This is a genomic window from Streptomyces albipurpureus (assembly GCF_023701525.1).
Lineage (GTDB): Bacteria > Actinomycetota > Actinomycetes > Streptomycetales > Streptomycetaceae > Streptomyces > Streptomyces albipurpureus.
Window position 1 is genome coordinate 285,527 of record NZ_JAMQAW010000010.1, and the last position, 26,276, is coordinate 311,802.

24 protein-coding genes and 2 pseudogenes are annotated in these 26,276 nt (G+C 69.6%); 16 read left to right on the plus strand and 10 right to left on the minus strand.

Annotated elements, in window-relative coordinates; all coding sequences use genetic code 11:
- Nucleotides 1-98 precede the first annotated feature (98 nt).
- The 3 genes from NBG84_RS13305 to NBG84_RS13315 all read left to right on the plus strand — a co-directional run bounded on the left by NBG84_RS13305 (nt 99) and on the right by NBG84_RS13315 (nt 1,153).
- Nucleotides 99-611, plus strand: coding sequence for a sigma factor-like helix-turn-helix DNA-binding protein (locus NBG84_RS13305; RefSeq protein ID WP_250919599.1), 513 nt, complete (start codon nt 99-101; stop codon nt 609-611).
- Nucleotides 608-859 (plus strand): hypothetical protein, encoded by a 252-nt coding sequence (locus NBG84_RS13310; RefSeq protein ID WP_250919600.1) that lies wholly within the window; start codon nt 608-610, stop codon nt 857-859. The genes NBG84_RS13305 and NBG84_RS13310 overlap by 4 nt, the downstream gene beginning before the upstream one ends.
- Nucleotides 860-961: 102 nt before the next feature.
- A complete protein-coding gene (locus NBG84_RS13315; protein ID WP_250919601.1) occupies nt 962-1,153 on the plus strand; it encodes a DUF1059 domain-containing protein in 192 nt (63 codons plus the stop codon).
- A 169-nt stretch (nt 1,154-1,322) separates the two neighbouring features.
- On the opposite strand, the gene NBG84_RS13320 is transcribed toward NBG84_RS13315, so the two are convergent.
- The gene (locus tag NBG84_RS13320; RefSeq protein ID WP_250919602.1) at nt 1,323-2,480 is read right to left on the minus strand and encodes a cystathionine gamma-synthase; all 1,158 of its coding nucleotides are present in this window, start codon (nt 2,478-2,480) and stop codon (nt 1,323-1,325) included.
- 148 nt (nt 2,481-2,628) lie between these two features.
- Between NBG84_RS13320 and NBG84_RS13325 the strand changes: the two genes are divergently transcribed.
- From NBG84_RS13325 to NBG84_RS13350, 6 genes are all read left to right on the plus strand, one after another.
- Nucleotides 2,629-3,735, plus strand: coding sequence for a hypothetical protein (locus NBG84_RS13325; protein WP_250919603.1), 1,107 nt, complete (start codon nt 2,629-2,631; stop codon nt 3,733-3,735).
- A 215-nt stretch (nt 3,736-3,950) separates the two neighbouring features.
- On the plus strand, nt 3,951-5,495 hold the full coding sequence (locus tag NBG84_RS13330; RefSeq protein ID WP_250919604.1) for a M48 family metallopeptidase: 1,545 nt from the start codon (nt 3,951-3,953) through the stop codon (nt 5,493-5,495).
- A gap of 99 nt (nt 5,496-5,594) precedes the next feature.
- Entirely contained in the window at nt 5,595-6,260 is a 666-nt protein-coding gene (msrA, locus tag NBG84_RS13335; protein ID WP_250919605.1) for a peptide-methionine (S)-S-oxide reductase MsrA, read from the plus strand.
- A complete protein-coding gene (locus NBG84_RS13340) occupies nt 6,253-6,591 on the plus strand; it encodes a hypothetical protein (RefSeq protein ID WP_250919606.1) in 339 nt (112 codons plus the stop codon). The genes msrA and NBG84_RS13340 overlap by 8 nt, the downstream gene beginning before the upstream one ends.
- A 204-nt stretch (nt 6,592-6,795) precedes the next feature.
- Nucleotides 6,796-7,449 (plus strand): ClpP family protease, encoded by a 654-nt coding sequence (locus NBG84_RS13345; protein WP_250919607.1) that lies wholly within the window; start codon nt 6,796-6,798, stop codon nt 7,447-7,449.
- A gap of 1 nt (nt 7,450) precedes the next feature.
- Nucleotides 7,451-8,053 carry a ClpP family protease gene (locus tag NBG84_RS13350; protein WP_250919608.1) on the plus strand — a complete coding sequence of 201 codons (603 nt, stop codon included), beginning with the start codon at nt 7,451-7,453 and terminating at the stop codon, nt 8,051-8,053.
- 124 nt (nt 8,054-8,177) lie between these two features.
- On the opposite strand, the gene NBG84_RS13355 is transcribed toward NBG84_RS13350, so the two are convergent.
- The gene (locus NBG84_RS13355) at nt 8,178-8,639 is read right to left on the minus strand and encodes a helix-turn-helix domain-containing protein (RefSeq protein ID WP_250919609.1); all 462 of its coding nucleotides are present in this window, start codon (nt 8,637-8,639) and stop codon (nt 8,178-8,180) included.
- A gap of 201 nt (nt 8,640-8,840) precedes the next feature.
- Nucleotides 8,841-9,764 (minus strand): aminoglycoside phosphotransferase family protein, encoded by a 924-nt coding sequence (locus tag NBG84_RS13360; protein WP_250919610.1) that lies wholly within the window; start codon nt 9,762-9,764, stop codon nt 8,841-8,843.
- A 370-nt stretch (nt 9,765-10,134) separates the two neighbouring features.
- On the opposite strand from NBG84_RS13360, the gene abc-f reads away from it, so the two are divergent.
- Together abc-f and NBG84_RS13370 are read left to right on the plus strand one after the other, a co-directional pair.
- Entirely contained in the window at nt 10,135-11,790 is a 1,656-nt protein-coding gene (abc-f, locus tag NBG84_RS13365; RefSeq protein ID WP_250919611.1) for a ribosomal protection-like ABC-F family protein, read from the plus strand.
- Nucleotides 11,791-12,097: 307 nt separating this feature from the next.
- Nucleotides 12,098-13,642 (plus strand): glycosyltransferase family 87 protein, encoded by a 1,545-nt coding sequence (locus NBG84_RS13370; protein ID WP_250919757.1) that lies wholly within the window; start codon nt 12,098-12,100, stop codon nt 13,640-13,642.
- A 512-nt stretch (nt 13,643-14,154) separates the two neighbouring features.
- Here the strand turns inward: NBG84_RS13370 and NBG84_RS13375 are convergent.
- The gene (locus tag NBG84_RS13375) at nt 14,155-15,426 is read right to left on the minus strand and encodes a L,D-transpeptidase (protein ID WP_250919612.1); all 1,272 of its coding nucleotides are present in this window, start codon (nt 15,424-15,426) and stop codon (nt 14,155-14,157) included.
- A 259-nt stretch (nt 15,427-15,685) separates the two neighbouring features.
- Between NBG84_RS13375 and NBG84_RS13380 the strand changes: the two genes are divergently transcribed.
- Nucleotides 15,686-15,958, plus strand: coding sequence for a hypothetical protein (locus NBG84_RS13380; protein WP_250919613.1), 273 nt, complete (start codon nt 15,686-15,688; stop codon nt 15,956-15,958).
- Between the two features lie 163 nt (nt 15,959-16,121).
- Here the strand turns inward: NBG84_RS13380 and hutH are convergent, their stop codons facing one another.
- The 6 genes and pseudogenes from hutH to NBG84_RS13410 form a co-directional block, all read right to left on the minus strand.
- A complete protein-coding gene (gene hutH, locus NBG84_RS13385) occupies nt 16,122-17,699 on the minus strand; it encodes a histidine ammonia-lyase (RefSeq protein WP_250919614.1) in 1,578 nt (525 codons plus the stop codon).
- 138 nt (nt 17,700-17,837) lie between these two features.
- Nucleotides 17,838-18,824, minus strand: a pseudogene (locus NBG84_RS13390) (diguanylate cyclase domain-containing protein); the annotation flags it as partial.
- Nucleotides 18,825-19,211: 387 nt separating this feature from the next.
- A pseudogene (locus NBG84_RS13395) lies at nt 19,212-19,556 on the minus strand (diguanylate cyclase); the annotation flags it as partial.
- A gap of 72 nt (nt 19,557-19,628) precedes the next feature.
- A complete protein-coding gene (locus tag NBG84_RS13400) occupies nt 19,629-20,423 on the minus strand; it encodes an enoyl-CoA hydratase/isomerase family protein (protein WP_250919615.1) in 795 nt (264 codons plus the stop codon).
- A 399-nt stretch (nt 20,424-20,822) separates the two neighbouring features.
- Nucleotides 20,823-21,995, minus strand: a complete 1,173-nt coding sequence (locus tag NBG84_RS13405) for an adenylate/guanylate cyclase domain-containing protein (RefSeq protein WP_250919616.1) — start codon at nt 21,993-21,995, stop codon at nt 20,823-20,825.
- A 128-nt stretch (nt 21,996-22,123) separates the two neighbouring features.
- Nucleotides 22,124-22,984, minus strand: coding sequence for a biotin--[acetyl-CoA-carboxylase] ligase (locus NBG84_RS13410; protein WP_250919617.1), 861 nt, complete (start codon nt 22,982-22,984; stop codon nt 22,124-22,126).
- A 130-nt stretch (nt 22,985-23,114) separates the two neighbouring features.
- Between NBG84_RS13410 and NBG84_RS13415 the strand changes: the two genes are divergently transcribed.
- The 4 genes from NBG84_RS13415 to NBG84_RS13425 all read left to right on the plus strand — a co-directional run bounded on the left by NBG84_RS13415 (nt 23,115) and on the right by NBG84_RS13425 (nt 26,250).
- Complete coding sequence (locus NBG84_RS13415) at nt 23,115-24,707, plus strand: acyl-CoA carboxylase subunit beta (RefSeq protein WP_250919618.1); 1,593 nt, start codon at nt 23,115-23,117, stop codon at nt 24,705-24,707.
- Nucleotides 24,708-24,749: 42 nt separating this feature from the next.
- A complete protein-coding gene (locus NBG84_RS13420; protein WP_250919619.1) occupies nt 24,750-24,956 on the plus strand; it encodes an acyl-CoA carboxylase epsilon subunit in 207 nt (68 codons plus the stop codon).
- A 512-nt stretch (nt 24,957-25,468) separates the two neighbouring features.
- Complete coding sequence (mmpB, locus tag NBG84_RS40610) at nt 25,469-25,597, plus strand: morphogenic membrane protein MmpB (protein ID WP_285366658.1); 129 nt, start codon at nt 25,469-25,471, stop codon at nt 25,595-25,597.
- Between the two features lie 20 nt (nt 25,598-25,617).
- Nucleotides 25,618-26,250, plus strand: a complete 633-nt coding sequence (locus tag NBG84_RS13425; RefSeq protein ID WP_250919620.1) for a Maf family protein — start codon at nt 25,618-25,620, stop codon at nt 26,248-26,250.
- Nucleotides 26,251-26,276: the final 26 nt, after the last annotated feature.

The window sequence follows — 26,276 nt, forward strand, 5'->3', positions numbered from 1 at the left end:
CAACACCACAACCCCGGTGTCCAGGCTCCTCGCGTAGGTGCACGAAGTGCCGCGCCGACCTCTTGACCACGGCCGTACGGCTGCCTCTATATGAGGACGTGAGCGAGCGGCGGTCGGCACTGGCGGATCGCCGCGCCCGGGAGTTCGAGGCGTTTGTCACGGGCGCGGCTGGGCGGCTGCTCCATGCCGCCACCCTGCTGACGGCCGAGACTCCCGACGCCAATCCGCGCGCCCAGCGGCTGCTGACGGCCGCGCTGGCGCAGACATACGTGGAGTGGGATCGGCTACGCGGCGAAGATCCTTACAACCGCACCCGCCAGGAACTGGCCACCCGTTTCGCCCGTGTCTCCTGGCGCCGGCAGCGTACGGACGGCGGAGTGCTGGCCCAACTCACCCCGCAGGAGCGGTTGGTGGTGGTGTTGCGGCTGTACGAGCAAGTCGCCGAGGAGCAGACGGCGGCGCTGATGGGGCTGCCGGTGGAGCGGGTGCGTACGGTCTGTCGCCGCTCGGTCGCGGCACTGTGCGCCACCAGAAGATCACGGCCGTCCGGTGGGCCGCTCCGCACTGCTGGGGGCGGCCCGGCGCAGGGGTCTTCGGAGCCGGGGCCATGACGCGCCCGAGCCGTATGGAGATCGAGGTCCGTCGGATGCTGGAGACCCGCCCGGCGCCCATCCCCGCTGGTCTCTCCCTGCGGGCTGCCGCCCGAGGCGCTCGGCTGCTGCGTCGGCGGCGCGTGGTGCGCGGATCGGGATGGTTGCTGCTGGTCGCGCTGGTGCTGGTGTTCACGGTGTGGATGGCGGTGGCGCAGCCCTGGGACATGCCTCCGGCGAAGACGACGCCCCCGGTGGATGACTGGTGACACCGTCAGCGCACGTCATCATTACGCGGTGTTTGCCCAGATATATCCGCTGCGGAACTAGGCTGGGACCTGCGGTGTACCGACAGCTCCAAGGAGGTCGCCATGACCAGGAAAGTCGCTGACTGCCGCACATTCCCCAGCGAGATGAACTGCACCCTCACCATCGCGGGTGAGGAAGAAGAGGTCGTCCGGGCAGCAACGGAACACGCGGTGTCCGTGCACAGCCATGAGGACTCCCCCGAACTGAGGGAGCAGGTCCGTGCCACGCTGGTGGACGAGAAGGTCCCGGCTTGACCTACCGCTCGGGTGGACCAGCGATCACCGAGCGTAGCCGCCCGGTTGGCGGCACCGGTGTGACACTTCACCACCGAGGGGACCACGTCTGAGCCGGCGCCCGTGAAGGGTCGCCGGCTCACTTCGTGGAAAGCCGTAGGAGCGGCACAGAGGCCGTACGGGCGGTCGGCTAACGCCCGAGTGCCTGCTGGAGATCGGCCAGCAGATCGTCGATCGCCTCCAGACCGACCGAGAGCCGCACCAGGTCAGCTGGTACCTCAAGGGCGGAACCCGCCACCGAGGCGTGGGTCATCCGGCCCGGATGCTCGATCAGTGACTCCACCCCACCGAGTGACTCACCGAGGGTGAAGAGCCGGGCGCGGTTGCAGACCTCCACGGCCGCCTCCTCGCCGCCTTCGACCCGGAAGGAGACCATTCCGCCGAAGGCCTTCATCTGCTTCGCGGCGACCTCATGGCCCGGGTGATCGGGCAGCCCCGGGTAGAGCACCTCGCTGACCTTCGGGTGCCGGGTCAGCATCTCGGCGACCCGGCCGGCGTTCTCGCTGTGCCGGTCCATGCGGACCGGCAGGGTCTTGATCCCGCGCAGCACCAGCCAGGAGTCGAACGGACCGGCGATCGCTCCCATGGCGTTCTGGTGGTAGGCCAACTCCTCGCCGACCTCGGCGTCCGCGGCCACCAGGGCGCCGCCGACCACATCGGAGTGGCCGCCCATGTACTTGGTGAGGGAGTGCACCACGAGGTCGGCGCCCAGGGCGATGGGCTGCTGGAGATAGGGGCTGGCGAAGGTGTTGTCCACCACCAGCCGGGCGCTGGAGTTGCGGGCGACCTCCGCGAGAGCGGCGATGTCGGTGATGCCGAGCAGGGGGTTGGAGGGCGTCTCGACCCAGATCAGCTTGGTCTTGTCGGTGAGAGCGGCGCGCACCTGGGCGGGGTCGGAGGTGTCCGCCACCGACCATTCGACGCCCCAGCGGGCCACGACCTTGGCGAAGAGCCGGAAGGTGCCGCCGTAGGCGTCATTGGGAATCACCACATGGTCGCCGGGTTCGAGGAGCGTCCGCAGCAGGCAGTCCTCGGCCGCGAGCCCGGACGCGAAGGCGAGTCCGCGCCGACCGCCTTCCAGCGCCGCGAGGTTCTCCTCCAACGCGGTACGGGTCGGGTTGGCGCTACGGCTGTACTCGTACCCGCCGCGCAGTCCGCCGACGCCGTCCTGCTTGTAGGTCGAGACCTGGTAGATGGGCGGGACGACCGCGCCGGTCAGCGGGTCGGCGGTGTTGCCGGCGTGAATGGCGAGGGTTTCGAGGTTCTGGGAGCTGTACTGGTGGCTCATGCACACAGAGGGTAGTCCGGCCGGGGAGGTGACGTGGCTACCGTCCACGGGCGCGGCTGGAGCGCGGGCGGAGTGCGCAGCTGGCGGGCTTGCGCGGGCGCCGACCTCGGCGTGGCTTGTTTGCGGGGCAGTCCTGGACAATGGCGTCATGGAGATTCTGTGGTTCCTGATCGCGATGGGCATGCTGGCCGCGATCATCGGTCCTTATGTCATGCGCCGCCGCCGCGGCGGCATCTATCAGGTGGCGCCCGGTTCACCCGATGCCGCTGATCCGCAGACATACGGGTTCCTGCGCCAGGAGGAGCTCGATATCCGGCTCCCCGGCCCTGACCAGGATCTTCTCGATGTGCTCGATGTCGTCCAGCGCACCCAGGACTGGCGGGCGGCGGCCCAGTTGCTCGCCGGGACCGCCAGGGACGGCGAGGTGCGCTGGCAGCGGGTGCAGGCCTTCGCCGGAGCCGCGTCGTTGGAGCTCCAGGAGAAGCCCGGTGTGGGCGGGGCCTGGTTGCGGGCCTGGCGTGCGGAGTCCCCCAAGGACGCGGGCGGTGCCCAGGTGCACGCGGAGTTCCTGGTCCAGCAGGCCTGGCGGTCCTCAGCCCCGGGCACCGACGACTTCCGGATCATCCTCGAAGAGGCCCGTACGGTCGCCGAGGGCGCGGCGCTCCTCGCACCGGGGGACCCCGTCCCGTACATCGTGGAACTCGCCATCGCCCGTGGTCTGGGCTATCCGCACGAGCGGTTCGACCAGGTGTGGGCCAAGGTGATCGACCGGGCTCCGGAGCATATGGGCGCCCATCTGGCGGCCCTGCGGTACTGGAGCGAGAAGTGGCACGGCAGCCGTGAGGAGGCGGACCACTTCGCGACCACGGCCGCGGCCCGCGCACCGCACGGCTCGCTCCTCGCGGCGCTGCCGCTCTTCGCCGTGTACGAGCACATGCCGGATCTGGTGATGGTGCAGGGCTTCTACCAGACCGCGGTGGTGTCCAAGGCGATGGACGGCGCTCTGTACGCGGTGCACTCGGCGCGCGCCGACGACCCGATGCTGGCCCACGCACGCCATCTGCTGGTACTCTTCCTCGTCCGTTCGCAGCGATGGGCCGAGGCGATGAGCCAGTTGGTGCGGGTGGATGGGCATGTGGGGGCGGTGCCGTGGACCGAGAGCTCGGATCCGGCCGCGGAGTACACGGTGTACAGGAATCTGGCGGTCGCGGGCTACGAGGCCAACGGCGGCAGCCCGGCCACGCTGTCGAACTAGCCGAAGGCGCGCGCGAGGGGCCCTGGAGGTAGCTCCACGGCCCTGCGCGCCAAGGGTGTTTCGGCCATCACCGGAACTATCACTCAGAGATTTGCCGCTGAGGCCGAGTCAGGTAATACTCCCAATTTCCCCCCACGTCACACAGTCATGTCCGCATCACTACCGTCCCATCGCGGACACGGTCCCTGATGTCTCCATGTCTGGGGGAGTGCCCGATGGGTGCAACTCTGCGAGCGCTACGGGCGCTCGCCCTGCTGGCCGGCTTCTACCTGCTCGGCCTGCTCATGCTGGCCGTGCTGATCGCCATCGACTGGGTCGCGACGCTCACCACCCACAGCGCGGTGTTCTTCAAGCTGTACATCGTCAGCGCGCTGCTGGCGATACCGATCGTGCGCGGGATGTTCATGCTCCGCATCCCGCGGGACAAGGGCGAGGGCCTACCGGTCGGCGAGGCGCACGAGCCCAGGCTCTGGGCGACGGTGCGGGAACTCGCCGCGTCGGTCGGCACCCGCCCCCCGGACGAGATCCGGCTGACCGCCGACATGAACGCGTCCGTCTCCGAGAACGCCCGCTTCCTGGGACTGGTGGGCGGTGTCCGCCGGCTCTACATCGGGCTGCCGCTGATGACCGGACTGAGCGAGGCGCAACTACGGGCGGTGCTCGCCCATGAGTTGGGCCACTACGTCAACGCGGACACCCGCCTCGGGGGCATCGCGCTACGGGGTCGACTACAGATACTGCGAACCATCGAGCACTTCGAGGAGCGGGAGTCCAAGAAGGTCGCCAAGTTCCGGGCCAAGTTGGAGAAGCGCGCGGCGAAGGCCGTCGCCAAGGGGCGCAAGCCCAAGGCGATCGACACCACCGGGGTGGGATTCACCTACCGGACGATGGCGAAGATCTACAAGGCGTACGCGCAGTTCTACTTCCGGAGCACCGAAGCCGGCTCACGGCGGCAGGAACTCGCGGCGGATCTGGCGGCGGTCCGGGCGGCGGGTCGCGATGCGACCGCGTCCGCGCTGCGGGAGATCCCGGTGCTCGACTCCGCCCATGACTTCTACCTGGAGTCCTACGCGACGCTCGGCGTCGACGCCGGGCTACTGCCCCCGCGGGGCGAGATCCTCGCCGGCGTACGCCATCTGCTCGCGGCGCGCGACAGCGAGCTGGCCGAACTGCGCCGCAACCTCCCCGAAGAACCGACGTCCCCCTATGACTCGCATCCGCCCATGGCCGAGCGGGTGGCCCGGATCGAGGCCCTGCCCCCGGACCACCGACCCGAGGAGCCGGCACGGCCCGCACTGGAGCTGTTGGTCTCCTCCACGGCGGCGCTGGGCGCCGTCGAGGACCTGGTGCTGACCCCCGAGGCACGGCGGCTGCGCCGTACGGAGTGGCCCGAGCTGGTCCACCTCGCCATGTCCACCCACTACGCGGCGCAGGCAGAACCACTACGCGGAGCAACGGCGCAACTGACGGGTGAGCCCTCGTTGCGCTCCCTGCTGGACGCCCTGGACCGGGGCGCCCTCGCCGAGCTCATCGCCTTGCTGCCAGCGGAGGACGGCGCCGCGGGAGTGCGCAGGGGGCTGCTCTGTCTGACGGCCGGGGAATTCGTGGTGTCGGGTCGGGCGCACTGGCGGATGTCATGGTCGCAACCGGCCGAACTACAGCTTCCGCCCGGCGGGCACGAGCTGCTCTCAAAGGCCCTGGACGCGGCGGTCGCGGAACCCTCGGACACCGGGCCCCTGCGGGGGCTGCTGGTGCCCTGACCCTCGCGGCCGCAGGGCGCCCGTGCTCAGGCGCCCTGGGGAATGTGAGGCCCCTTTTGTACGTTGGTCCATAGGTCAAGCAATCTCAAGGAGCCCCCTATGTTCCTGTCCCGTCGCCCCGCCCAGCTGCCCACCCCGGACCAGGCCCTCAAGGGAAGCCCCGAGCCGACCTTCGCGGTCCCCTCCCGGCATACGGTGCTGGGCAATCCGCTGGTGGGCCCCTACCCGGAGGGTCTGGAGGTCGCGGACTTCGGCCTGGGCTGTTTCTGGGGTGCGGAGCGCAAGTTCTGGCAGACCCCGGGTGTCTGGACGACCCTGGTCGGCTACCAGGGCGGTATCACTCCCCATCCCACGTATGAGGAGGCCTGCTCGGGCCAGACAGGTCACACGGAAGCGGTACGTGTGGTCTTCGACCCGTCAGTGGTCTCCTATGAGCAGCTCCTGAAGGTCTTCTGGGAGAACCACGACCCCACCCAGGGCTTCCGCCAGGGCAATGACGTGGGCACCCAGTACCGCTCGGCGATCTACACCCACTCCCCGGCGCAGGCCACGGCAGCGGCCCGGTCGCGCGATGCCTACCAGCAGGTCCTGGCGGGCTCGGGATACGGCACGATCACCACGGAGATCCTCCCGGAGGAGGGCCTGCCCTTCTATCCGGCGGAGGCCTACCACCAGCAGTACCTCGACAAGAACCCGACGGGTTACTGCGGCATCGGCGGCACCGGCGTGAGCTGCCCGATCGGCGTCGCGAAGGCGGATGGCTGAAGCGCTCTCCGCGGGCGCGGCGGCGACGCTGCGCGCACTGCTCATCGGCGATGATCCGGTACGCGCGGCCCTGCGGGCGCAGATCGCGCACACGCGGGTCAGCAGCCGATGCGGGTGTGGCTGTGTGACGGTCGACCTCGCCGTGGACCGAACGGCGGCGAAAGCGGCGCCCGTGACGGAGAACCCGGCGGTGGAAGCCGGGTACTCCGTACCCGAGGACGCCGGAGTGATGGTGTTCACCCAGGACGGCTACCTCTCGCTGCTGGAGCTCTACTCGACGTCCGGTGAGCCCGTCACCGTCTGGCCGGAGCACGGGGCCCTCCAGCTGTGACACAGCCCGGGCGGGCAGGGGCAGCGGGGTCCCCGCTCGGAGATCCGCCCCCGTACCCCGCTCATCACGGTGCACCGCCGGGCCACCGGGACGAGCTCTGCTCTCAGCTAATCTGCCACGGGCCAAGAAGACTGACGGAGCCCCATCAGCGCGCCGACAGTGGTGAGTGCGGCTACGGAAAGCCGCTCATCACCAGGAGGCTCCATGCCGTCAGTCGTCTTCCCGCAAGTCCACGACCGAGCTCCACGAGCCGGCGACGAGGACACCCCGAACACCCCTTTCGATGACCATCTCGGCGCCCAACTGCTCGGGCGGCGGATCATCTTCCTCGGCACCCAGGTGGACGAGGTGTCAGCGAACCGGGTCTGCGCCCAGTTGCTGCTGCTCTCCGCGGAGGACCCGGAGACCGATATCGCCCTCTACATCAACAGCCCGGGCGGGTCGGTGACCGCGGGGCTCGCGATCTACGACACCCTTCGGTTGATCCCCAACGACGTCTCCACCCTCGCCATGGGGTTCGCCGCGAGCATGGGGCAGTTCCTGCTCTCGGTGGGGACTGCGGGTAAGCGCGGCGCCCTGCCCAACGCGCGGATCATGATGCACCAACCGTCCGCGGGCATCGGCGGAACCGCGGCCGATATCGCGATCCAGGCAGAGAACCTCGAATTCACCAAACGGGCCATCGAACGCATCACCGCCGAACACACCGGCCAGAGCGTGGAGACCATCTCCCGCGACAGCGACCGTGACCGTTGGTTCACGGCGGAACAGGCGAAGGACTACGGCATGGTGGACCATGTCGTCACCTCTCTCGACAGCATCCGCCCGGCCACCACCCGCCGACGGATGGGACTCTGAGATGGCCCAGTACACGATCCCCACCGTGATCGAGCGGACTCCCCAAGGGGAGCGCGCCTACGACATCTACAGCAGGCTGCTCTCCGAACGGATCATCTTCATCGGCACGGAGATCGACGACGGTGTGGCCAATGTGGTCATCGCCCAACTGCTCCACCTGGAGTCGTCCAACCCGGAGACCGAGGTGGCCATCTACCTCAACTCCCCCGGTGGCTCGTTCACCTCGCTGATGGCGATCTACGACACCATGAGCTTCATCCGCGCCCCCATCTCGACGTTCTGTGTGGGGCAGGCCCTCTCAACCGCGGCCGTACTGCTGGCTGGTGGAGACCCCGGACGGCGATTCGTGCTGGAGCACTCCCGGGTGCTGCTGGGACAACCGTCGAGCAGCGGCAGGCAGGGGGTGGTGTCGGACCTCAGCCTGCAGGCCAAGGAGATGCTGCGAATCCGCTCCCAGGTGGAGGACGTCCTGGCCCGGCACACCGGACACACGGGTGCCGCGCTGCGGGCCGCCATGGACCGGGACAAGGTGTTCACCGCACAGGAAGCGGTGGCGTACGGGCTCGCGGACGAGGTGATCAGCAGGCGGCTGGCACCGCGATGAGAGGGCGTCCGCGCTGAGATACGCGAGGGACGGCACATGCCGTGCCGCGAGGAGACGGGGTGATTCGCCACCCACCGCAGGGCACCCTGGCCACCCCGCCTCCCGCTGACCTGCGACAGCCGCCTCAGGCCGCGAGGCGGACCTCGCCCCGGTGCGCGGACCGTCCGCTTCCCTGGCTCCTGGCCGGGGCGATCCGGGAGCCGATGCTCCTGATCGGCGGGGTAGCGGTGCCGGGGCGAGTGACCCGGTCCGCTGCCCTGGCACGGCGGAGCACATCGTCCTGAGCAAGCAGGAGCAGATCGCCGAGACCAAGGCCGAGCGCCTGGGCGGCTGCCGCGAGGACTTCGGACGACGCCTCCTTGCGGCCCCGCTCCAGCTCCGAGAGATACGGCATCGAGATCCGGGCGGCGTCCGCGACGCCCTGAAGCGTGCGTCCCTGAGCGAGCCGCTCACGACGGAGTACGCCCCCGACCACATCGCGCCAGAGCGGCTCCTTGGCGGCGGGGGCCGCCGCTCTACCGGCCGGCGCCTGGCCGACCGTACGCAGCGGGATGACGCGGGCTGGGTTCACTGCCTGGCTGCTCACTTCTCCAGCTTAGGAAGCGTCCGGTCCCCAGGGGAGGCAGCGGCGTTGCGCCCCCGGCGAAATCCCGGAGCCCGGAGGTCCACCGGGTTCACGGTCACCCGGGGCTCGGCCCCTGGGCACCCGCCCTCGGATCCCTGCCGGTGGGAGGGCCGGCGGTTGACCGGCGGCGGCGGATCGGTGAGCGCCGTCGCCGCGGCCCGCTCACAGGTCGCCGACCAGCTCACCGAGCTGGTCCAGCGCCGTACTGACCCGCTGTGGATGACGGTGGAAGTAGGGATCGTCCGGTACCGGCAGGGAGGACGCCAGCGCCCAACCCCGCCCCCGTGCCCAGGTCGCGTCGTCCACCTCCATCGCGTCCCGGAAGACCCCTCGTACCTCTGGCGGCAGAAACAACCAGGCCGGCAGCAGGTCCACGGCGGGATCACCCACACCGAGCGTCCCGAAGTCGATGACCCCGCTCAACTGGCCGTCGGTCATCAGCAGGTTGCCCGGTGCCAGATCGCCGTGGAACCACACCGGTTCGCCCTGCCAGGCCGGTGCCGCGAGCGCCGCTTCCCAGACCGCCACCACCCCGTCCACATCGAGCAGCCCCGAATCCCCCAACCCCGCGATCTTCGGGAGCACCCGGGCCTGTGTCGCGATGGAATCCCGCTCGTCCCCCAGGGGCACCCCCCGGTACGCGTTGCTCCACTGCGGCCCGGGACCTCCGGTGGCGTCGATCCACTGGAGCGCCTTGATGTAGGCGGCCAGCTCGGTCGCGGCGCGAGTGGCGTCGGCGAGCCCGTCGGCCGTGGCCCGTTCCCCCTCCAGCCAGCGGTAGACGGACCAGGGGAAGGGATATCCCTCGCCGGGTTCGCCCTTGGCCAGCGGCTCGGAGCTCGGGAACGGCAGCAGCGGCGCCAGTCGCGGCAGCCATCGGTGCTCCCGTTCCACCTGTCCCACCCAACGGGCGTAGCGGGGCAGTCGAACGGACTTGTCATCACCGAGCCGGAAGGTCGCGTTGTCCATCCCGGGGGTCGGGACGGGGCTCAGGGGAAGATCCGCCCACTGGGGGAACTGGGAGAGGAGCAGCCTGTGGACCAGGGTGGTGTCGATGGTCGGTTCCTGACGGTCACCGGTCGACATTCGATTCTCCTCATCTCAGCAGGCATCAGACGGGTAGACGGGTACGGGGGCGCACGGGAGGACCGCGGTCGAGCGAACCGCCAAGGGCCCGGACCGACTTGGTGACCGGCGGGTGACGGACAGTGGTCCATCCCATCCGCCACAGCGTCGAACTGTCCAACCGTTTTCCCCGGGCGCCGAATTCTGTGGTGCCCCCGCGGGGTGGCTCTGGTTACAGTGGAGGCATGGGTTCGTACAAGTACTACTTCTTTCTCTGATTCCGGCCCCGGACCCGGCGTCCGAGCGCGCCTAGCCGCGCTGCGTTGACCTGCGCCGATGTCCGTTCCGTCGTTGAGTCCGAACCCCTTCGTGTCATCTCCAGGGAAAGATCATGCGCGAACGCGCCCAGTTGTCCGTCAAAGACGTCTCCAAGGCCTACGGGGACCGCTTGGTCCTCGATCAGGTGACCCTCACCGTCCGGCCCGGAGAACGCGCCGGGGTCATCGGTGAGAACGGCTCCGGAAAGTCCACGCTCCTTCGGCTGATCGCCCGAGCGGAGCCCGCCGACAGCGGCGAGATCACCGTGCTCGCCCCCGGCGGCACCGGGCATCTCGCCCAGACCGTCGCCGAGACCTTCGGACTCGGGCCCACCCACACGGTGCAGGACACCATCGATGCCGCACTCGCCGAGCTACGGGCGATCGAACACCGGCTACGGCAGGCCGAGCAGACCCTCGCGGACGCCGACGAGGACACGCTCGGCGCCTACGGGGAACTGCTCACCCTCTTCGAGGAGCGCGGCGGCTATACGGCGGACGCCCGTGTCGACGCGTCGCTGCATGGACTCGGCCTGTCCGGTATCGGCAGACAGCGCCAGCTCGGCACGCTCTCCGGTGGCCAGCAGTCCCGTCTGGCACTCGCCTGTGTGCTGGCCGCCTCACCCCAACTGCTTCTTCTCGATGAGCCGACCAATCACCTCGACGGCCAGGCAGCGGCCTGGCTCGAAGACCGGCTCCGCACCCATCGCGGCACCGTCATCGCCGTCACCCACGATCGGGACTTCCTCGAACGCATCGCCACCACCATCCTCGAAGTGGACCGGGACACCCGCACCGTGACCCGGTACGGCGATGGCTGGCAGGGCTATCGCACCGCCAAGGCCGCCGCCCGCCGCGGCTGGGAGCAGCGCCACCAGGAGTGGCAGGAGGAGGTGGCGCGTACCCAGTCCCTGGTGTTGGCGGCCGGGCAGCGGCTCGCATCGAGTGGCAAGGACCCTGGTGAAGGGTTCGGCAAGCATCGCCGATCGCATGAGGAGAAACTGTCCGGGCAGGTCAGGGCGGCCAGACAGCGGCTGGAGCGGCTCCAGCGGGAGCCGGTGCCCGCGCCGCCTGAGCCACTGCGGTTTCGGGCCCGACCGAAGGTGGCGGGCGCCCAGGGGCTGCTGGCCGAGCTGACCGGCATCGTCGTGGGGGACCGGCTGCGGTTGACCGGGCTACGGGTCGAGTCGGGCCAGCGCCTCTTGGTCACAGGGCCCAACGGCGCGGGCAAGACCACCCTGCTGGGGGTGCTCGCGGGGGAACTGCGGCCCACCGCGGGCACCGTGCACCGCCCGGCCGGGGCCACGGTGGGGTATCTCCGCCAAGAGCTGCCCGCCGTACCATCCCGACGCTCACTTTTGGGCGCCTATGCGGTAGGTCGGCCTGGAATGCCCGATGAGTACGCGGCCGAGCTCCTCGCTCTCGGGCTGTTCCATGAGGCGGATTTCGCCGTGCCGGTCGCCGCGCTCTCCGTGGGTCAGCGGCGACGGCTGGAACTGGCCCGTCTGCTGGCGTCGCCGGTGGACCTCCTGATCCTCGACGAGCCGACGAACCATATGGCGCTGAGCCTGGTCGAGGAGTTGGAGGCGGCGCTGACGAGCTATGAGGGCGCGGTCGTGGTGGTCTCGCACGACCGCCGGTTCCGTCGTGGATTCCACGGTGAGCGGCTGGAGTTGGCGGCGGGACGCACAGCGCGGGGACGGGGGTACGCGGCGGTGCCACCGGGGTGAGCCGCACCCCGGCGCCACCACGGATCGCCGTGCCGTCGCGCGTCCACGCCACGGCGATCAGGCGGGTTGACCCCTGGTCAGCATCGGAGAAGCGCGGCTCTCGCGCTGCGGTTCAGGTTCGGCTGACCGGGCCCGTTGGGGTGGTTGCGGGTGTTCGTGGCGCGGGGGTGGCGACACCGGGGAGACCGGAGCTGCGATGACCCGACAGTAGGGTTTGCACGTGGGGTTTAGCGAACAGGCGACAGTAACCAGACCGGTAGAGACCATCATCGAGCGGGACGCGCCACCTTGGTGGCGCGTCCCGCTCATGGTGACGGCATCGAGCGTTCCGCTGTATGTGCTGTGGGCGGTGTGGCTGGCCACCGGTGGGGGAGATCTCGCAGCCCAGCTGGCATGGACCGGTTTCGTGGAGCGGCATCCCTGGTCCGCGTACAACCTCTCCTGGTACGGCGGTATGCACACCGCCAACTACAGCCTGCTCGCTCCCCCGCTGATGGCCGCCTTTGGCGTACAGGCGGTGTCGGTCGCCTCGGGTCTCGTCAGCACCTGGGCACTCACCCGCATCTTCCAACGTGCCGAGGTGCGACAGCCGCTCTGGCCCGCGCTGCTGGGGGCGGTGGCGATCTGGTGCAATATCGCCTCCGGGCGTACGACGTTCGCGCTGGGGGTCGCCATCGGCCTGCTCGCGCTGCTCTGGCTGCGTCGCACCGTACTCGCCGCGTTCCTCTGCGCGCTGGCGACGATGGCCAGCCCGGTCGCCGGTCTCTTTCTGCTGGTGGCGGGGGCGGCATATCTGCTGGAGCGCCGGTGGCGGCGGGCGGTGGCCCTGGTGGTGCCACCGGCGCTGGTGGTGGGCGCGGTCACGGTGCTCTTCCCCTTCGCGGGAGAGATGCCGATGTCACCGGGGAAGTTGTGGCTGCCGCTGCTGGTCTGCTCCGCGGTCGTCCTCGCAGCGCCGAAGGACTGGCGGACCGTACGGTTCGGGGCCGGGATCTACGGCCTCGGGGTGGTGCTGACGTTCTTCATCGCGTCGCCGATCGGCACCAACGTCGAACGGCTGGCGGGCCTCGCCGGGCCGCCCGTACTGCTGGCCGCGGTGCTGGCACAGGGCGGCTTCGCCCGGCTGCTGCGCTCGGTGTCCCAGGGGCCTGCGGGAGCGCTCCAGGCCGCGCTTGTCGTGGTGCTCGCCGTGAACACCGGCTGGGTGCTGGAGAAGACCGAGGACGATCTGGTCGTCTCCACCCATGTTCCTGGCTGGGCGTCGAACACCGCTGGGGTCGTCGGGGCGCTGGAGCGGTTGGGGGCGGATCGGACCCGGGTGGAGGTCGTTCCCGCGCGTAACCACCGGGAGTCCGCCGTCCTTCCGTCCCATGTGAACCTGGCCCGCGGCTGGAACCGTCAACTCGATGTGGAACGGGGGCGGCTCTTCTACGACGGTTCGCTCGACCCGTCGACCTATCGGCAGTGGCTGGACCGCTGGGGGGTGGGTCTGGTGGTGGTGCCGCACGGGCAGATCGACGGACCCGCCGAGGGGGAAGCGGCCATTGTGAAGAGCGCTCCGCAATGGCTGGAGCGGGTGTGGGGCGACGAGGGCTGGACGGTGTACCAGGTGCAGGACCCCGTACCGCTGGTGTCGTCGCCGGGTACGACGGTCCGCAGTGACGCGGCCGAACTGGTCGTGCGCATGCCGGCGGCCGGCTCGGTGACGGTACGGGTGGCGTACTCGCCGTGGCTGCGGGCGCAGGGGGCGTGTCTGAGGCCGGAGGGCGAATGGACCCGGCTGACGGTGGAGCGCGCCGGGGAGTACCGGCTGGGCTCGCGCTACGGGCTGGCGCGTCAGACGGAGTGCTGAGGGGGCGGGCCCGCCGAGCGGGCCGCTCAGCCGCGCTGCCTCAACGGGCGCCGGACAGATACCGGTCCCGCGCTCTCGCCCATGGACCGGGGGCTGGATGACCGTGTGCGGAGATTGGGGCGGCTTCGTCGGTCTTCACCGTCTGGCCGTCTTCTTCTTCGTCACCCTCCCGCTGTCTTCCCTTGGTCACCCTCCCGCTGTCTTCTCTAGGTCACCGCCTCGCTGTCTCACCGCCTCCCACCTCGGCGCCGCCTTCTCGTCGTCGCCGCCGTCTCCTCATACCGCGGGTTCGCTCGTCGGGGGCGGGGCCGACGCTCAGTCAGCGGTGAGGGCGGCGGAGACGTCCATCGCGGGATCAACGGTGTGGAAGCTCTCTGCCACCCCCGGGGCAACAGCGAGGCGGCGGTGCCCCGGGGCACCGCCGCCTTATGCCTGTACCAACGCGTCAGCTCCGTGGAAGCGTGCGCTGGACCCTCCAGCCTCCACTGCCGTAAGTCCAGGTCAACGGGGGTTTAGGCCGCGGAACCGGCCTTCCAGTCGGCCCAGTTCATGTTCCAGCCGTTCAAGCCGTTGTCCGGCTTGATCGTCTTGTCCTTGGAGTTCTTGACGATGACGACATCGCCGATGATCGAACCGTCGTAGAACCAGGCACCGGGCTGCTTCGGGTCGTCGGCACCCTGCTTGTCGTTCAGACCGATACAGCCGTGGCTGGTGTTGCTGTTCCCGAAGACCCCGTCGGCACCCCAGTAGTTACCGTGGATGAAGGTGCCGGAGGTGGACAGCCGCATGGCGTGCGGTACGTCCGTGATGTCGTACTCGCCCTTGCCGTCGGCGTCCGTGAACCCGACGGTGGCACCGTCCATCCGGGTCTCCTTGAACTTCTCGGAGATCACCATCTGACCGTTGTACGTGGGAGTGGTCGGGGCGCCCGCGGAGATCGGGATCTCCCGGACGGTCTTGCCGTCCTGGGTCACCGTCATGGTCTTGGTCTTCACATCGACGGTGGAGACCTGATTGCGGCCGATCTTGAAGGTGACCGTCTTCTGCTGGACGCCCACGACACCGGGCGCACCCTCCACCCCGTCCAGGGCGAGCTTCAGGGTGACGGTCGAGCCCTCCTGCCAGTACTGATCGGGACGGAAGTCGATGCGCTGCGAGTTGAACCAGTGACCGACGACCTCCTGACCGCTGGTGGAGGACACGGTGATCCCGGCCTGCACGGCCTTGCGGTCGGCGATCGCCTTGTTGAAGTTGATCGAGACCGGCATTCCGACGCCGACGGTGGAACCGTCTTCGGGCGTGAAGTTGCCGATGAAGCTGTTGCCGGGGGCGACGGTGGTGAAGGAGGCGTTCTCGTGGGCGGTCAGGCCCTTGGCGTCCTTCGCGGTGACGGCGATCTTGTAGGTGGTGGAACGCTCCAACTGCGCGTCCGGGGCCCAGCTCTTACCGCCCTCGGCCAGCGTCCCCTTGACGGCCTTGCCGCCCTCGCTGGTCATGGTGACCTGGGTGAGCGTGCCCTCGGCGACGGTGACCTTGGCCGCGTTGTTGATGCTCGCGTTGGTGGCGCCGTTCTTGGGCAGGATGGCGATCTTGGCCTTGGAGGTCTCTTTCGCCGCCGCCTCGTCCACCTGGGCCTGCGACTTCTTCGAGCTGTCCGAACTGTCCCCGCCCTTGTCCCCGGCATCACTACTGCAGGCCGACAGCACCAGCACACCGCTCATCATCGCTGACGCGGCTATAAGACCCTTGCGCCGCCTGCTGTCCGTCATCACACGCTTCTCCATCGTCCCGTTTTCCCCTGACCGAACTACTCAGTTCAACACCTATTTCGGGCTACCCGGTTCCTTTTCCCCCGCGGATGTGGGGAACACCACTCGCCGGATCTCTCCACGGCCGCCCTCCCGGTGTATCACCATCTTCCCTGGTGGGGTCCCGGCATCCGCGCCTGGGGCTTGAGACTGCCCGGCTTTCCCATGAACCGCTGCTTTCACTAGCATCAGCACATCCGGCCAACTCAAGCACTCCTCAAGGGAGATCGTGTCCGTGTCCGTCGCACGCCGACCGCTTCTGACCGCCGTCACCGCAGGGACGCTTCTCTGTGCGATGTGGTTCGTTCCGTCAGCGAACGCCACCGCCGACCAGGACGGGACGGAAAGACAGCAATCCACCGCGGGGGCGGGCAGCGAGGAACTCAGGCTCGCCGACACCGGCAGCCCTGACACCACTCCGTATCTGATCGGTGGCACAGCGTTCCTGGGTATCGGCGTGGGTTTTGTGACCTACGCCGTGCGCCAGCGCGGTGCCATCCCGATGTAGCGCCCCTCCGCCCCCTCACCAAGGGCCGGTTGGAATCCAGCGCCCGCCCGACCTGCCGAGGGCCGTCCCCACCACCAGTGGGGACGGCCCTCGGCCCGTGCTGCGGGTGGCCGCCTCCTGGCCCGGCCAGGCGGTACACCCGGCCCAGATGGGGCGGATGAACTCAGATCAGCGGTCCGGTGACCTCTTCCACGGCCACGACCAGCTTTCCTTCCCGTACGAACGACTCCGCGGCCGCCAGATCCGGCGCCAAAAAGCGGTCCGGGCCAGGGCCCTGGACCCCTGCGTCCCGCAGCGCGGCGATGGCGGCGGTCGACGCGGGTGCCGGGGTCAGACCGTGGCGCAGTTCGATGGCGCGGGTCGCCGTGTAGAGCTCGACGGCGATGATCCGGCCCAAGGCGTCGACCGCGGTGCGCAGTTTGCGGGCGGCCGACCACCCCATCGACACATGGTCCTCCTGCATCGCGGAGGACGGGATCGAGTCGACGGACGCCGGCACCGCGAGTCGCTTCATCTCGCTGACCAGGGCGGCCTGGGTGTACTGAGCGATCATCAGGCCCGAGTCCACGCCCGCGTCATCCGCGAGGAAGGGGGGGAGGCCGTGGTTGCGGTTCTTGTCCAGCAGCCGGTCGGTGCGGCGCTCCGCGATGGAGCCGAGGTCGGCGGCGGCGATGGCCAGGAAGTCGAGGACATAAGCGACCGGAGCGCCATGGAAGTTGCCGTTGGACTCGACTCGACCGCCTTCGCCGCCCGACCCGTCGGGATTGGTTTCCGGCAGCACCACGGGGTTGTCCACGGCAGCGGCCAGCTCGCGTTCGGCGACCACCAGGGCGTAGGAGACGGTGTCTCGACCCGCGCCGGCGACCTGGGGAGCGCAGCGCACGGAGTAGGCGTCCTGGACGCGGGGGGCCTCGTCCTGCTGGAAGTGGCCGGTGAGTCCGGAGCCCTTGAGTACGGCGGCCATCTGGGCGGCGGAGACGCTCTGGCCGGGGTGGGGACGGATGGCGTGCAGTTCAGGGGCCAGGACCTTGGCGGTACCCAGGAGCGCTTCCAGTGAGAGGGCGGCGGTGATGTCGGCCGAGGTGTAGAGCCGCTGGAGGTCGGCGATCGCCATGATCAGCATGCCGAGCATGCCATCGGTGCCGTTGAGGAGGGCCAGCCCCTCCTTCTCCCGTAGTTCCACGGGTGTGATGCCGTGCGCCGCGAGGAGTTCGGCCGCTGGGCGTACCTGGCCGTCGGGGCCCTCGGCGTCACCCTCGCCCATGAGGGTCAGTGCGCAGTGGGAGAGCGGGGCGAGGTCCCCGGAGCAGCCGAGGGAGCCGTACTCATGGACGATGGGGGTGATCCGGGCGTTCAGCAGTTCGGCCATGGTCAGCGCGGTTTCGGGGCGTACGCCGGTGTGTCCGGAGCAGAGGGTCTTCAGCCGCAGGAACATCAGCGCCCGCACGACTTCGCGCTCGACGCGCGGTCCCATCCCGGCGGCATGGGAGCGGACGATGTTGCGCTGGAGGCGCGCCCGTAGGTCAGGGCCGATGTGGCGGGTGGCGAGCGCGCCGAAGCCGGTGGAGACGCCGTAGACGGGTTCGGGCCTGGCGGCCAGGTCGTCCACGATCGCGCGGGCGACGGCGAGCGCGTCGAGGGCGCCGGCGGAAATCTCGACCCGGGCGTCCGCGCGGGCGACGGCGATGACGTCGTCGACGGTGACACCGGACGTTCCCACCACAACGGTTTGCATATTCATATTCAGCAGCCTACGTATTGCATTGCATTATGTCATCAGTGCTGGGGGACGTCTCTTGCGTCCGGCCGAAACACGGGAGCCGCGGGGCGGCCGACGCGCGACCGGTGTCCGCCCGGTCCCAGGCGAGGCCCTGGAGTCTCAGGGCTCACTCCAGGGTTCGTGGGCGTCGTCCGGTGACATGCCGCGGAAGCGGCGGCGTTCCGGCTGGTGCTGGGGGCGTGGCGGGGTGTCCGCGAGTTGCAGCACATGGCCGTCACGGCCCGCCACGACGGGCTTCGGGGAGCGGGCGGCCTTCGCCCGGTACTGCGCGGCGTCGGCGAGCCGAAAGAGCCTGCGGGCACTGCGCACCTGGCCGATCGGGTCGCCCGTTGAGGCGACTCCGCAGGCCACGCCCTCACCCAGGTCCATATCCGCGGCACGTACGCAGAGTTCGCCGGCGACCCGTACGACCTCATCGGCCGAAGGGCCAACCGACACAAGACAGAACTCGTCCCCGCCGAGGCGGGCCACCAGCGCGCCCGGGAGCAGCGCACCGCAGAGGGAGAGCACCGAGCCGAACCGTTCCAGCAGACGGTCGCCCACGGCATGGCCGAGGGTGTCGTTCACCTGCTTGAGGCCGTTGAGATCGCAGACGACCAGACTGACGACGGAGCCGTCCTCACGGTGCCGCTCCAGCGCCTCGTCGAGCCTGGTGTCGACGGCACGACGGTTGGCCAGGCCCGTGAGCGGGTCGGTGAAGGCCAGTCTGCGGACCTCTTCCAGGCGTTCGGTCTGAGCGATGCCCGAGGCGATGACGGAGGCGAGCACCGTGGCGAAGTCGGCGTCCTCCCGGTCGAAGACGGGAGCGCCGAGCGGCCGGGCGACATACAACTCGCCCCATGCGCGGCCGTGCAGAACGATCGGGGCCACCACACAGCAGCCGCGCCGGCGCCGGCGCAGGGCGGCCACCCGGGCCTGGGGACCGGTGGGTCCTGGCGGTAGCGACGGGTGCCGGTAGCCGCGTGCGGCCAACTGCCGGCGCTGTCCCGGCTCAGCGGCCAGCGGGGGATGGCGGTCCGCCTCCGGTGCCGCCCCGGCCTCGGACCCTGCGCCACCATCCCATGGCGGTGGCTCGGACCCTTCGGCGAGCGCCAGGTCCCTGGGCGCGAAGGGGTCGGCCCTCAGCTCGTGCCCCGGCCACAGCGGCCCTGTCGCGGCCCCTTCGGCCGGGCCGGGCCCGCTCTTCCTGAGCAGGTCCGCTGGGCGCGCTTCACCCAGGTCGGCGGCATGGTCAGCAGCGTGGAGCGGGCCCGGCCCGCTCCCCCGACCCTGGCCCCTGCCACGACCCTGACCCTGACCCTGGTCCTGACCCTGGCCCTGGCCCTGGTCCCGGTCCCGGTCCTGGCCAACCACGAGGGGCTCACCCGCATCATCTGTCCGGGCACCAGCACCAGCACCGGCATCGGCATCGGCATCGGGGGGATCGCTCTCGCCACCCTCCGCCCACCCCGGCCGATGTGGCTCAAACTCCTCACCCGGCTCCGGCAGCAGCGGACCGTCCACCGACTCCACCCACGCATCCGGTTCACCACCCCCGGCCCATCGCTCATGAAGAAACTCGGTGATCTCCGGGAAGCGGTTCACGGGGTAGGTCTCAGCCTCCGGGAACTCCTCCTCATCGGGTGCGCGGTCCCCCGCGTTCACCAACACCCGTAGCCGCCCGCGGTCTCGCTCCCACACGGAGAGCGCCGCGAAGGAGCCGGCCAGCGCGGAGCACGCGCCCACTGCCGCCGCCCGCCAGGACTCACGCGGAGTATGCGCCGCAGCCATTGCCTGCGCCAGCGCCACCACAGCCCGCAACTGCCGATCCTCAGCCATCACCCCAGCTTAGGGAGGTTTGGCTGGAATTGATCGGTGGCAGTGACTGACGGTTTGCGTGATCACCCAGAGTCACACTCCGGGCCACTCCGGCTTCCGCTTCTCGTTGAAGGCGGCAACGCCCTCGGCCCTGTCCCCGGAGAAGGCGACCGTGCGCCAGGCCGCTTCCTCCACCTCAAGTCCGGCCCGCAGGTCAAGACCCTGCCCCAGCCGCATCGCCTTCTTGGCGGCTCGCAATCCGACGGGGGAATTCGCGGCGATACGGGCCGCGAGTTCCAGGGCACCCGTCCGAGCGTCCTCGACCAACTGGTCGACGAGCCCGAGACCCAACGCCTCCTCGGCCGCCACCCGGCGCGCCGTGAACACCAACTCCGCGGCGCGGGCCGCCCCCACTCGGCGAGGCAGCAGTTGGGTACCACCACCACCGGGAATGACACCGACCGACACTTCGGGCAGACCCACCACCGCGGTGGCGTCGGCGACGATCAGATCGCAGGCCAGCGCCAACTCATAGCCACCCCCGAGGGCGAACCCGTGCACGGCGGCGACGGTGGGCATGGGCAGTTCCAGGACACCGGTGTACGCGGCCCGCGAAGTGGGGCGCTGTCGCCGCAGATCAGCATCGGTGAAGGAGTTGCGCTCCTTCAGATCCGCGCCGACACAGAAGGCCCGCTCATGGGAGGAGGTGACGACGGTGACACGTACCTCGGGGTCGGCGGCGAGCGAGTCGCAGGCCGCGGCGATGGAGCGGGCCATGGCGCTGGAGACGGCGTTCATCGCCGCAGGGCGATCGAGGACGAGTTCAGCGACCCGGCCATGGTCGCGGACGACGACGAAGTCACCGAAGCGCTGCTCAGCGTCGGACATGGGACACCCTCCCGGTTAACGTTGGTTCACCGGATCATAGGCGCAGCAAGCCCAGCCCCCTGGGGTCTGCCGTTTGGATCAGGCGAGCCCGGCAAGATCCAAACGAGAGGCCCCAGGCGCCCAGAGCACCTCCGGCTCCCTCGCACCACGGCGGTACACACCAGTTCGCAACGGCTTGCGCGGCGGCTCGGGTCCGACGAGCTCGCAGCGGCCTGCTTCACCCGACTCGATCAGGAGGCTGGAGCGTTACCCCTGGGACCCGGCACCCCACACACCACGGCGCCGATCCCCCGCGGCCCGTTCGGCACCGGCGGCACAACCCACGTACGGGCAGCATCCGCCAGCGGTTGAACAGGTCCACCGCGCCCCGGATCGGGCTCGTCCGATGAACCCCCGGGGTCAGGGGCGGCGGGTCAGCAGCCAGGGTTCCACCACGCCCAGTCCTCGGACCGGCCGCTGCCACATCGGCTGGAGCGCGAAGCGGTACGACGGAGGGATCTCGCCCTCCTTCTCCGCCGTCGCCGCCGCCTCCGCCGCCTGCGCCTCCGAAGCGGGCGCGTCTCCCGTACGGATCAGGCCTTCGGCGAACGCCCCGTCCACCAGGACGGCGTCCTTCGGCGCTATCGACGTCAGCCGACTGGCCAAGTTCACCGTCGTACCGAAGACATCGCCCATGCGCGTGGTCACCGTGCCGAAGGCGATCCCCACCCGGAGCGCGGGCATGGTGTCGTCCTGGTTCATCGCGTCGATCAGCCGGAGGGCTATCTCCGAGGCCGTCCTGGCGTCGTCGGCCGCGAAGAGAACCTCATCGCCGAGCGTCTTGATCAACCGTCCGCCGTGTGCGGCCACCAGATCCGCCGCGGTGGTCTCGAACGACTCGACCAGTTCGCCCAGTTCCTCTTCCTCAAGCCGCCGGGTGAGCCGGGTGAAGCCCACCAGGTCGGCGAATCCCACGGCGAGACGACGGTCGACCATCTCCTCGTCGTCCGCTGCCTGGACGACCCGTCCGGTGGCTGCTGCCAACTGCCGCCGCCAGACGTAGATCAGAAACTCCTCCAGCTCCGGCAGCAGCAGTTCGACCAGCGGATAGGTGACCTCGGTACGGGTCATGCCCGGCTCGGGAGGCTCGGTCAGCCCCTCCAGGAAGGAGTCGATCTGCCACTCCGCCAGCCGCGCGGTCGTCTGCCCGGTGGAGCGCGCCACCTGGATCGCCATCGGCTCACTCAGCAGCCCGGCCTCCACCAGACCCGCGAGCCTGCGCAGCGCCAGGACGTCGGCCTCGGTGAGCGCCTTCGCCTGACCGATGTCCGCGAACCCCATGGCCCGCCAGAAACGGGAGGCCAGCTCCATGGAGACGCCCGCGGTCCGGGCGGCCTGGAAGGGGGTGTAGCGACGCTCGGCGCCGAGGATCAGCTGTTCCAGCCGAATGGCCAAGGGGTCGTCGGTCGGCTCCGCCGTGTGGTCGACGGCATGGTGGGGCGTCGGATGAGCGGCCCCGGTGCCAGCGGCACCGCGGGAGCCGGCGGACCCGTCCGACGCGTCCGCGCCGGAAGTGGTGTCGTCGACGGTCACCACCCGCCTCCTGCCCGTTCCCTGCGCACTGCCCTGCCGGTCTGTCGCTCGATCGCCTCAACGATACGGCAGGTGTGCCCTGGCTCACGTGCCAGTCGCCCTACCCATTCACCCGCTAGCACGGAAGATCAGCCAGCCGGTCTCAGATGCACGATGTCGCCGGCGCTGATCGGCCGCCGTTCACCGTCCGCGAGAGCGAGCACCAGCCGTCCGTCACCATCGAGCGCGACGGCCTCTCCGGTCAGTGACCGGTCGCCGGGCAGCTGGACCCGCACGGTGCGGCCCAGCGTGGCACAGCCCGCCGCGTACGCCTCCTGCAGCCGGGAGAGCCGGGGGTCGCCCTGAGCGGTGCGCCACTGGGTGTACCAGTGTTCCAGCGAGCGCAGTACGGCCCGTAGCAGCGGGTCACGATCCGTGGTGATGGCGTTCGCCAACGCGAGGGAGGCGGCCGTGGGTACGGGGAGCTCGTCCTGGCGCAGGGTGACATTGATGCCGATGCCGATGACGACCGCGTCGTCGCCCGCCCGCTCGGCGAGGATCCCGCCGACCTTGCGTTCCTCGCCGTTCACCGTCACCAGGAGGTCATTGGGCCATTTGAGGGAGGTGTCGACGCCCGCGGAACTGCTCAGCCCGGTCGCGGCGGCGACCCCGGCGAGTAGCGGTAGCCAACCCCAGCGCTCGACCGGAACCTCGGGACCGGGTCGCAGCAGTACGGAGAGGAAGATCCCGGAGCGCGGCGGCGCGCTCCACACCCGGTCGAGCCGCCCCCGTCCCGCTGTCTGCTCCTCCGCGACGAGCACCGCGCCCTCGCCCGACAGCGAGGCGGCCCTGTTGGCTAGATCCGTATTGGTGGAACCGATCGCGGAAACGAGGTCGAAAGAGGTCCAAAGACCCTCGGGTCTCAGCAGGGCGCGGCGCAGCGCGGTGGCGTTGAGCGGTGGCCGATCCAGGTCGGACCAGCGATTACCGGGCGCATTCTGGGGCGTCATGCAAGACAGGTTAGGTGTGGTAAACACCGCACTGCCGAACGGTATCCACGCGGATACGCTACGAAATGTAGCCAGTGAGATCCACCGACGGCCGCTCCAGGCGGCTGACCAGCCAGGGAGCCGCATCCCGATGTCCGAGCCGGTACAGATCGATATCCACACCACCGCGGGAAAGATCGCCGATCTTCAGCGCCGCACCGACGAGGCCACTCATGCCGGTTCCGCGCGCGCGGTGGAGAAGCAGCACGCCAAGGGCAAACTGACGGCCCGTGAGCGAATCGGTCTTCTGCTGGATGAGGATTCGTTTGTCGAGCTGGATGAGCTGGCCCGGCACCGATCGACCAGTTTCGGCCTGGAGGCCACCCGTCCGTACGGGGATGGAGTGGTCACCGGCTACGGCACGGTGGACGGCCGGCCGGTCGCCGTCTTCTCGCAGGACTTCACCGTTTTCGGCGGTGCGCTGGGAGAGGTCTACGGACAGAAGATCATCAAGGTGATGGACTTCGCGCTGAAGACCGGCTGTCCCATGATCGGGATCAATGACTCCGGTGGTGCGCGCATCCAGGAGGGGGTGAGCGCGCTCGGTATGTACGGCGAGATCTTCCGCCGCAACACCCATGCCTCGGGCGTGATCCCCCAGATCTCGCTGGTGGTCGGCCCGTGTGCGGGCGGGGCCGTCTACTCCCCCGCGATCACGGACTTCACGGTGATGGTCGACCAGACCTCGCACATGTTCATCACCGGTCCTGATGTCATCAAGACGGTCACGGGTGAGGACGTTGGTTTCGAGGCGCTCGGTGGTGCCCGTACCCACAACACGACGTCGGGTGTGGCCCATCACATGGCGGGGGACGAGAAGGACGCCATCGAGTATGTGAAGTCCCTGCTGTCCTACCTCCCGTCGAACAACCTCTCCGAGCCGCCCGCCTTCCCCGAGGAGGCCGAGCTGGCGGTGAGCGCGGAGGACCGAGAGCTCGACACCCTGATCCCGGACAGCGCCAACCAGCCGTACGACATGCATACGGTGATCGAGCATGTGCTGGACGAGGGCGAGTTCCTGGAGACCCAGTCGCTGTTCGCACCGAACATCCTCACCGGCTTCGGTCGGGTGGAGGGCTTCCCGGTCGGGGTGGTCGCCAATCAGCCGATGCAGTTCGCGGGCTGTCTGGACATCAACGCCTCCGAAAAGGCCGCGCGTTTCGTGCGCACCTGTGATGCGTTCAACATCCCGGTACTGACCTTCGTCGATGTCCCCGGCTTCCTGCCGGGCGTGGACCAGGAGTACGGGGGCATCATCCGCCGCGGGGCGAAGCTGATCTACGCCTACGCCGAGGCGACCGTGCCGCTGATCACAGTGATCACGCGCAAGGCGTTCGGCGGTGCCTATGACGTGATGGGTTCCAAGCACCTGGGCGCCGATCTCAATCTGGCCTGGCCGACCGCGCAGATCGCGGTGATGGGCGCACAGGGCGCGGTGAACATCCTCCACCGGCGCACCATCGCGGCGGTTGAGGACCCGGCCGAGGTGGAGGCCACCCGGGCGCGACTGATCCAGGAGTACGAGGACGCCCTGCTCAATCCGTACACGGCAGCCGAGCGCGGCTATGTCGATGCGGTGATCATGCCGTCGGAGACCCGGGCGCAGGTGGTGCGCGGTCTGCGCCAGCTGCGGACCAAGCGGGAGAGCCTGCCGCCCAAGAAGCACGGCAACATCCCGCTGTAGCCCACCGGGGCGCACGCTCATGTCGTCAGAGAGGGCGAGGTCATGATCAAGGTCATTCGAGGCAATCCCACGCCGGAGGAGTTGGCCGCCGCGCTGGCGGTGGTCCAGGCCCGGGCGGCGGCGTCGGCGTTGGCGCCCGAAGGCGCTGTGCGGCTGCCGGAGCAGTGGGCGGACCCGGCGCGTATCGCCCGCAGCAACAGCCCGCTGCCGGGGCCCCGCGCTTGGGCGCGGACCTACTGGCCGGTGTGACCCGGCCCCGTCAGGGGGCGCCTGAGGCATGGTGATGCCCCAAGGGGCCTGCGGGTGCCCCTTCAAGGGGTCTGGAGGGTCGGGGTGATGCCTCGGCCACAGCCCCGGCACAGCTGGGGAACACGGCACAGCTGGGCAGGGCTGCCCTCCCGCGGGGTCCTCCTCCCGGTCGCGCGGTCCCTCGGCGGGGCTCGCGGCCAGGGCACCTGACCCCGTGGTTCCCTCACCGCATTCGACTCGTACGCGGTACGTACGCGGTTCGCATACGAACCGTCCGTGCTTCCTCCCCGGTTCGCGGTTCGGGTGCGATCCGCGGTTCGTCTCGCTTCAGGTGTGATTCGGTTCGGGTGTGATCCGCATGCGGGCAGACCCTTGTACGGCCTTCCGCCGGTGCAGGGGCGCACCGCGCTATCACGCGATACCCTCCGCCCGGGGATCTGGTCTCGGGCGCCCGGCCGGTTGAGTACCCGTACTCAGGCGCCCACCCGCGCCACGGCCGCAGGATCGAAGACATGTTGTGGTCGGACCCCGAGAACGAGCCCCCCAGGGAACTGCGCGAGACGCAGGCGATGATGCGCCGTGCGGGCCTGGTGCTTGCCCTGGCCATGGTGCTTGCGATGTTTGTGGTGGGCCTTCACTAGCCACCGCCTACGATGGCGCCATGACCGCCCAAACCCCCCGCCTTCGCCTCATCCTCGCCTCCGCGTCGCCCGCCCGGCTCGGTCTGCTCCGTACCGCCGGATTCGCACCCGAGGTGATCGTCAGCGGTGTCGATGAGGACGCCCTGACCGCCCCGAGCCCCGCCGAGCTCGCCCTGGTACTCGCTGAGGCGAAAGCCGCAGTCGTCGCCGCGCTCCCCGAGGCCGCCGGCGCGCTGGTCATCGGCTGCGATTCGGTGCTCGAACTCGATGGTGAGGCCCTCGGTAAGCCCGCCGACGCCGAAGAAGCCACCGCTCGTTGGAAGTCGATGCGCGGGCGGGCCGGGGTGCTCCGCACCGGCCACTGCGTCACGGACACCACGACCGGCCGGATAGCTTCCGCGACCGCGTCCACGACGGTTCGTTTCGGTGAGCCGACGGACGCCGAGATCGCCGCGTATGTGGCGACCGGTGAACCACTGCACGTGGCCGGCGCGTTCACCCTGGACGGGCGCTCAGCGCCGTTCGTCGAGGGAATCGATGGCGATCACGGCAATGTGATCGGCCTTTCACTACCCCTGCTACGCGGGTTGATGTCCGAATTGGGCTACTCGATCACCGAGCTCTGGACTGAGGACCCCGCCCCCAACGACTGACCAGAGCCGGATCGGCTGGACCGTGC

Excerpts from the sequence above, each read along its gene's own strand:
- NBG84_RS13310 (WP_250919600.1), top strand. The coding sequence starts at position 608 with ATGACGCGCCCGAGCCGTATGGAGATCGAGGTCCGTCGGATGCTGGAG.
- NBG84_RS13315 (WP_250919601.1), top strand. The coding sequence starts at position 962 with ATGACCAGGAAAGTCGCTGACTGCCGCACATTCCCCAGCGAGATGAAC.
- NBG84_RS13320 (WP_250919602.1), bottom strand. The coding sequence starts at position 2,480 with ATGAGCCACCAGTACAGCTCCCAGAACCTCGAAACCCTCGCCATTCAC.
- NBG84_RS13325 (WP_250919603.1), top strand. The coding sequence starts at position 2,629 with ATGGAGATTCTGTGGTTCCTGATCGCGATGGGCATGCTGGCCGCGATC.
- NBG84_RS13330 (WP_250919604.1), top strand. The coding sequence starts at position 3,951 with ATGGGTGCAACTCTGCGAGCGCTACGGGCGCTCGCCCTGCTGGCCGGC.
- msrA (WP_250919605.1), top strand. The coding sequence starts at position 5,595 with ATGTTCCTGTCCCGTCGCCCCGCCCAGCTGCCCACCCCGGACCAGGCC.
- NBG84_RS13340 (WP_250919606.1), top strand. The coding sequence starts at position 6,253 with ATGGCTGAAGCGCTCTCCGCGGGCGCGGCGGCGACGCTGCGCGCACTG.
- NBG84_RS13345 (WP_250919607.1), top strand. The coding sequence starts at position 6,796 with ATGCCGTCAGTCGTCTTCCCGCAAGTCCACGACCGAGCTCCACGAGCC.
- NBG84_RS13350 (WP_250919608.1), top strand. The coding sequence starts at position 7,451 with ATGGCCCAGTACACGATCCCCACCGTGATCGAGCGGACTCCCCAAGGG.
- NBG84_RS13360 (WP_250919610.1), bottom strand. The coding sequence starts at position 9,764 with ATGTCGACCGGTGACCGTCAGGAACCGACCATCGACACCACCCTGGTC.
- abc-f (WP_250919611.1), top strand. The coding sequence starts at position 10,135 with ATGCGCGAACGCGCCCAGTTGTCCGTCAAAGACGTCTCCAAGGCCTAC.
- NBG84_RS13370 (WP_250919757.1), top strand. The coding sequence starts at position 12,098 with ATGGTGACGGCATCGAGCGTTCCGCTGTATGTGCTGTGGGCGGTGTGG.
- NBG84_RS13375 (WP_250919612.1), bottom strand. The coding sequence starts at position 15,426 with ATGGAGAAGCGTGTGATGACGGACAGCAGGCGGCGCAAGGGTCTTATA.
- hutH (WP_250919614.1), bottom strand. The coding sequence starts at position 17,699 with ATGAATATGCAAACCGTTGTGGTGGGAACGTCCGGTGTCACCGTCGAC.
- NBG84_RS13400 (WP_250919615.1), bottom strand. The coding sequence starts at position 20,423 with ATGTCCGACGCTGAGCAGCGCTTCGGTGACTTCGTCGTCGTCCGCGAC.
- NBG84_RS13410 (WP_250919617.1), bottom strand. The coding sequence starts at position 22,984 with ATGACGCCCCAGAATGCGCCCGGTAATCGCTGGTCCGACCTGGATCGG.
- NBG84_RS13415 (WP_250919618.1), top strand. The coding sequence starts at position 23,115 with ATGTCCGAGCCGGTACAGATCGATATCCACACCACCGCGGGAAAGATC.
- NBG84_RS13420 (WP_250919619.1), top strand. The coding sequence starts at position 24,750 with ATGATCAAGGTCATTCGAGGCAATCCCACGCCGGAGGAGTTGGCCGCC.
- mmpB (WP_285366658.1), top strand. The coding sequence starts at position 25,469 with ATGTTGTGGTCGGACCCCGAGAACGAGCCCCCCAGGGAACTGCGCGAG.
- NBG84_RS13425 (WP_250919620.1), top strand. The coding sequence starts at position 25,618 with ATGACCGCCCAAACCCCCCGCCTTCGCCTCATCCTCGCCTCCGCGTCG.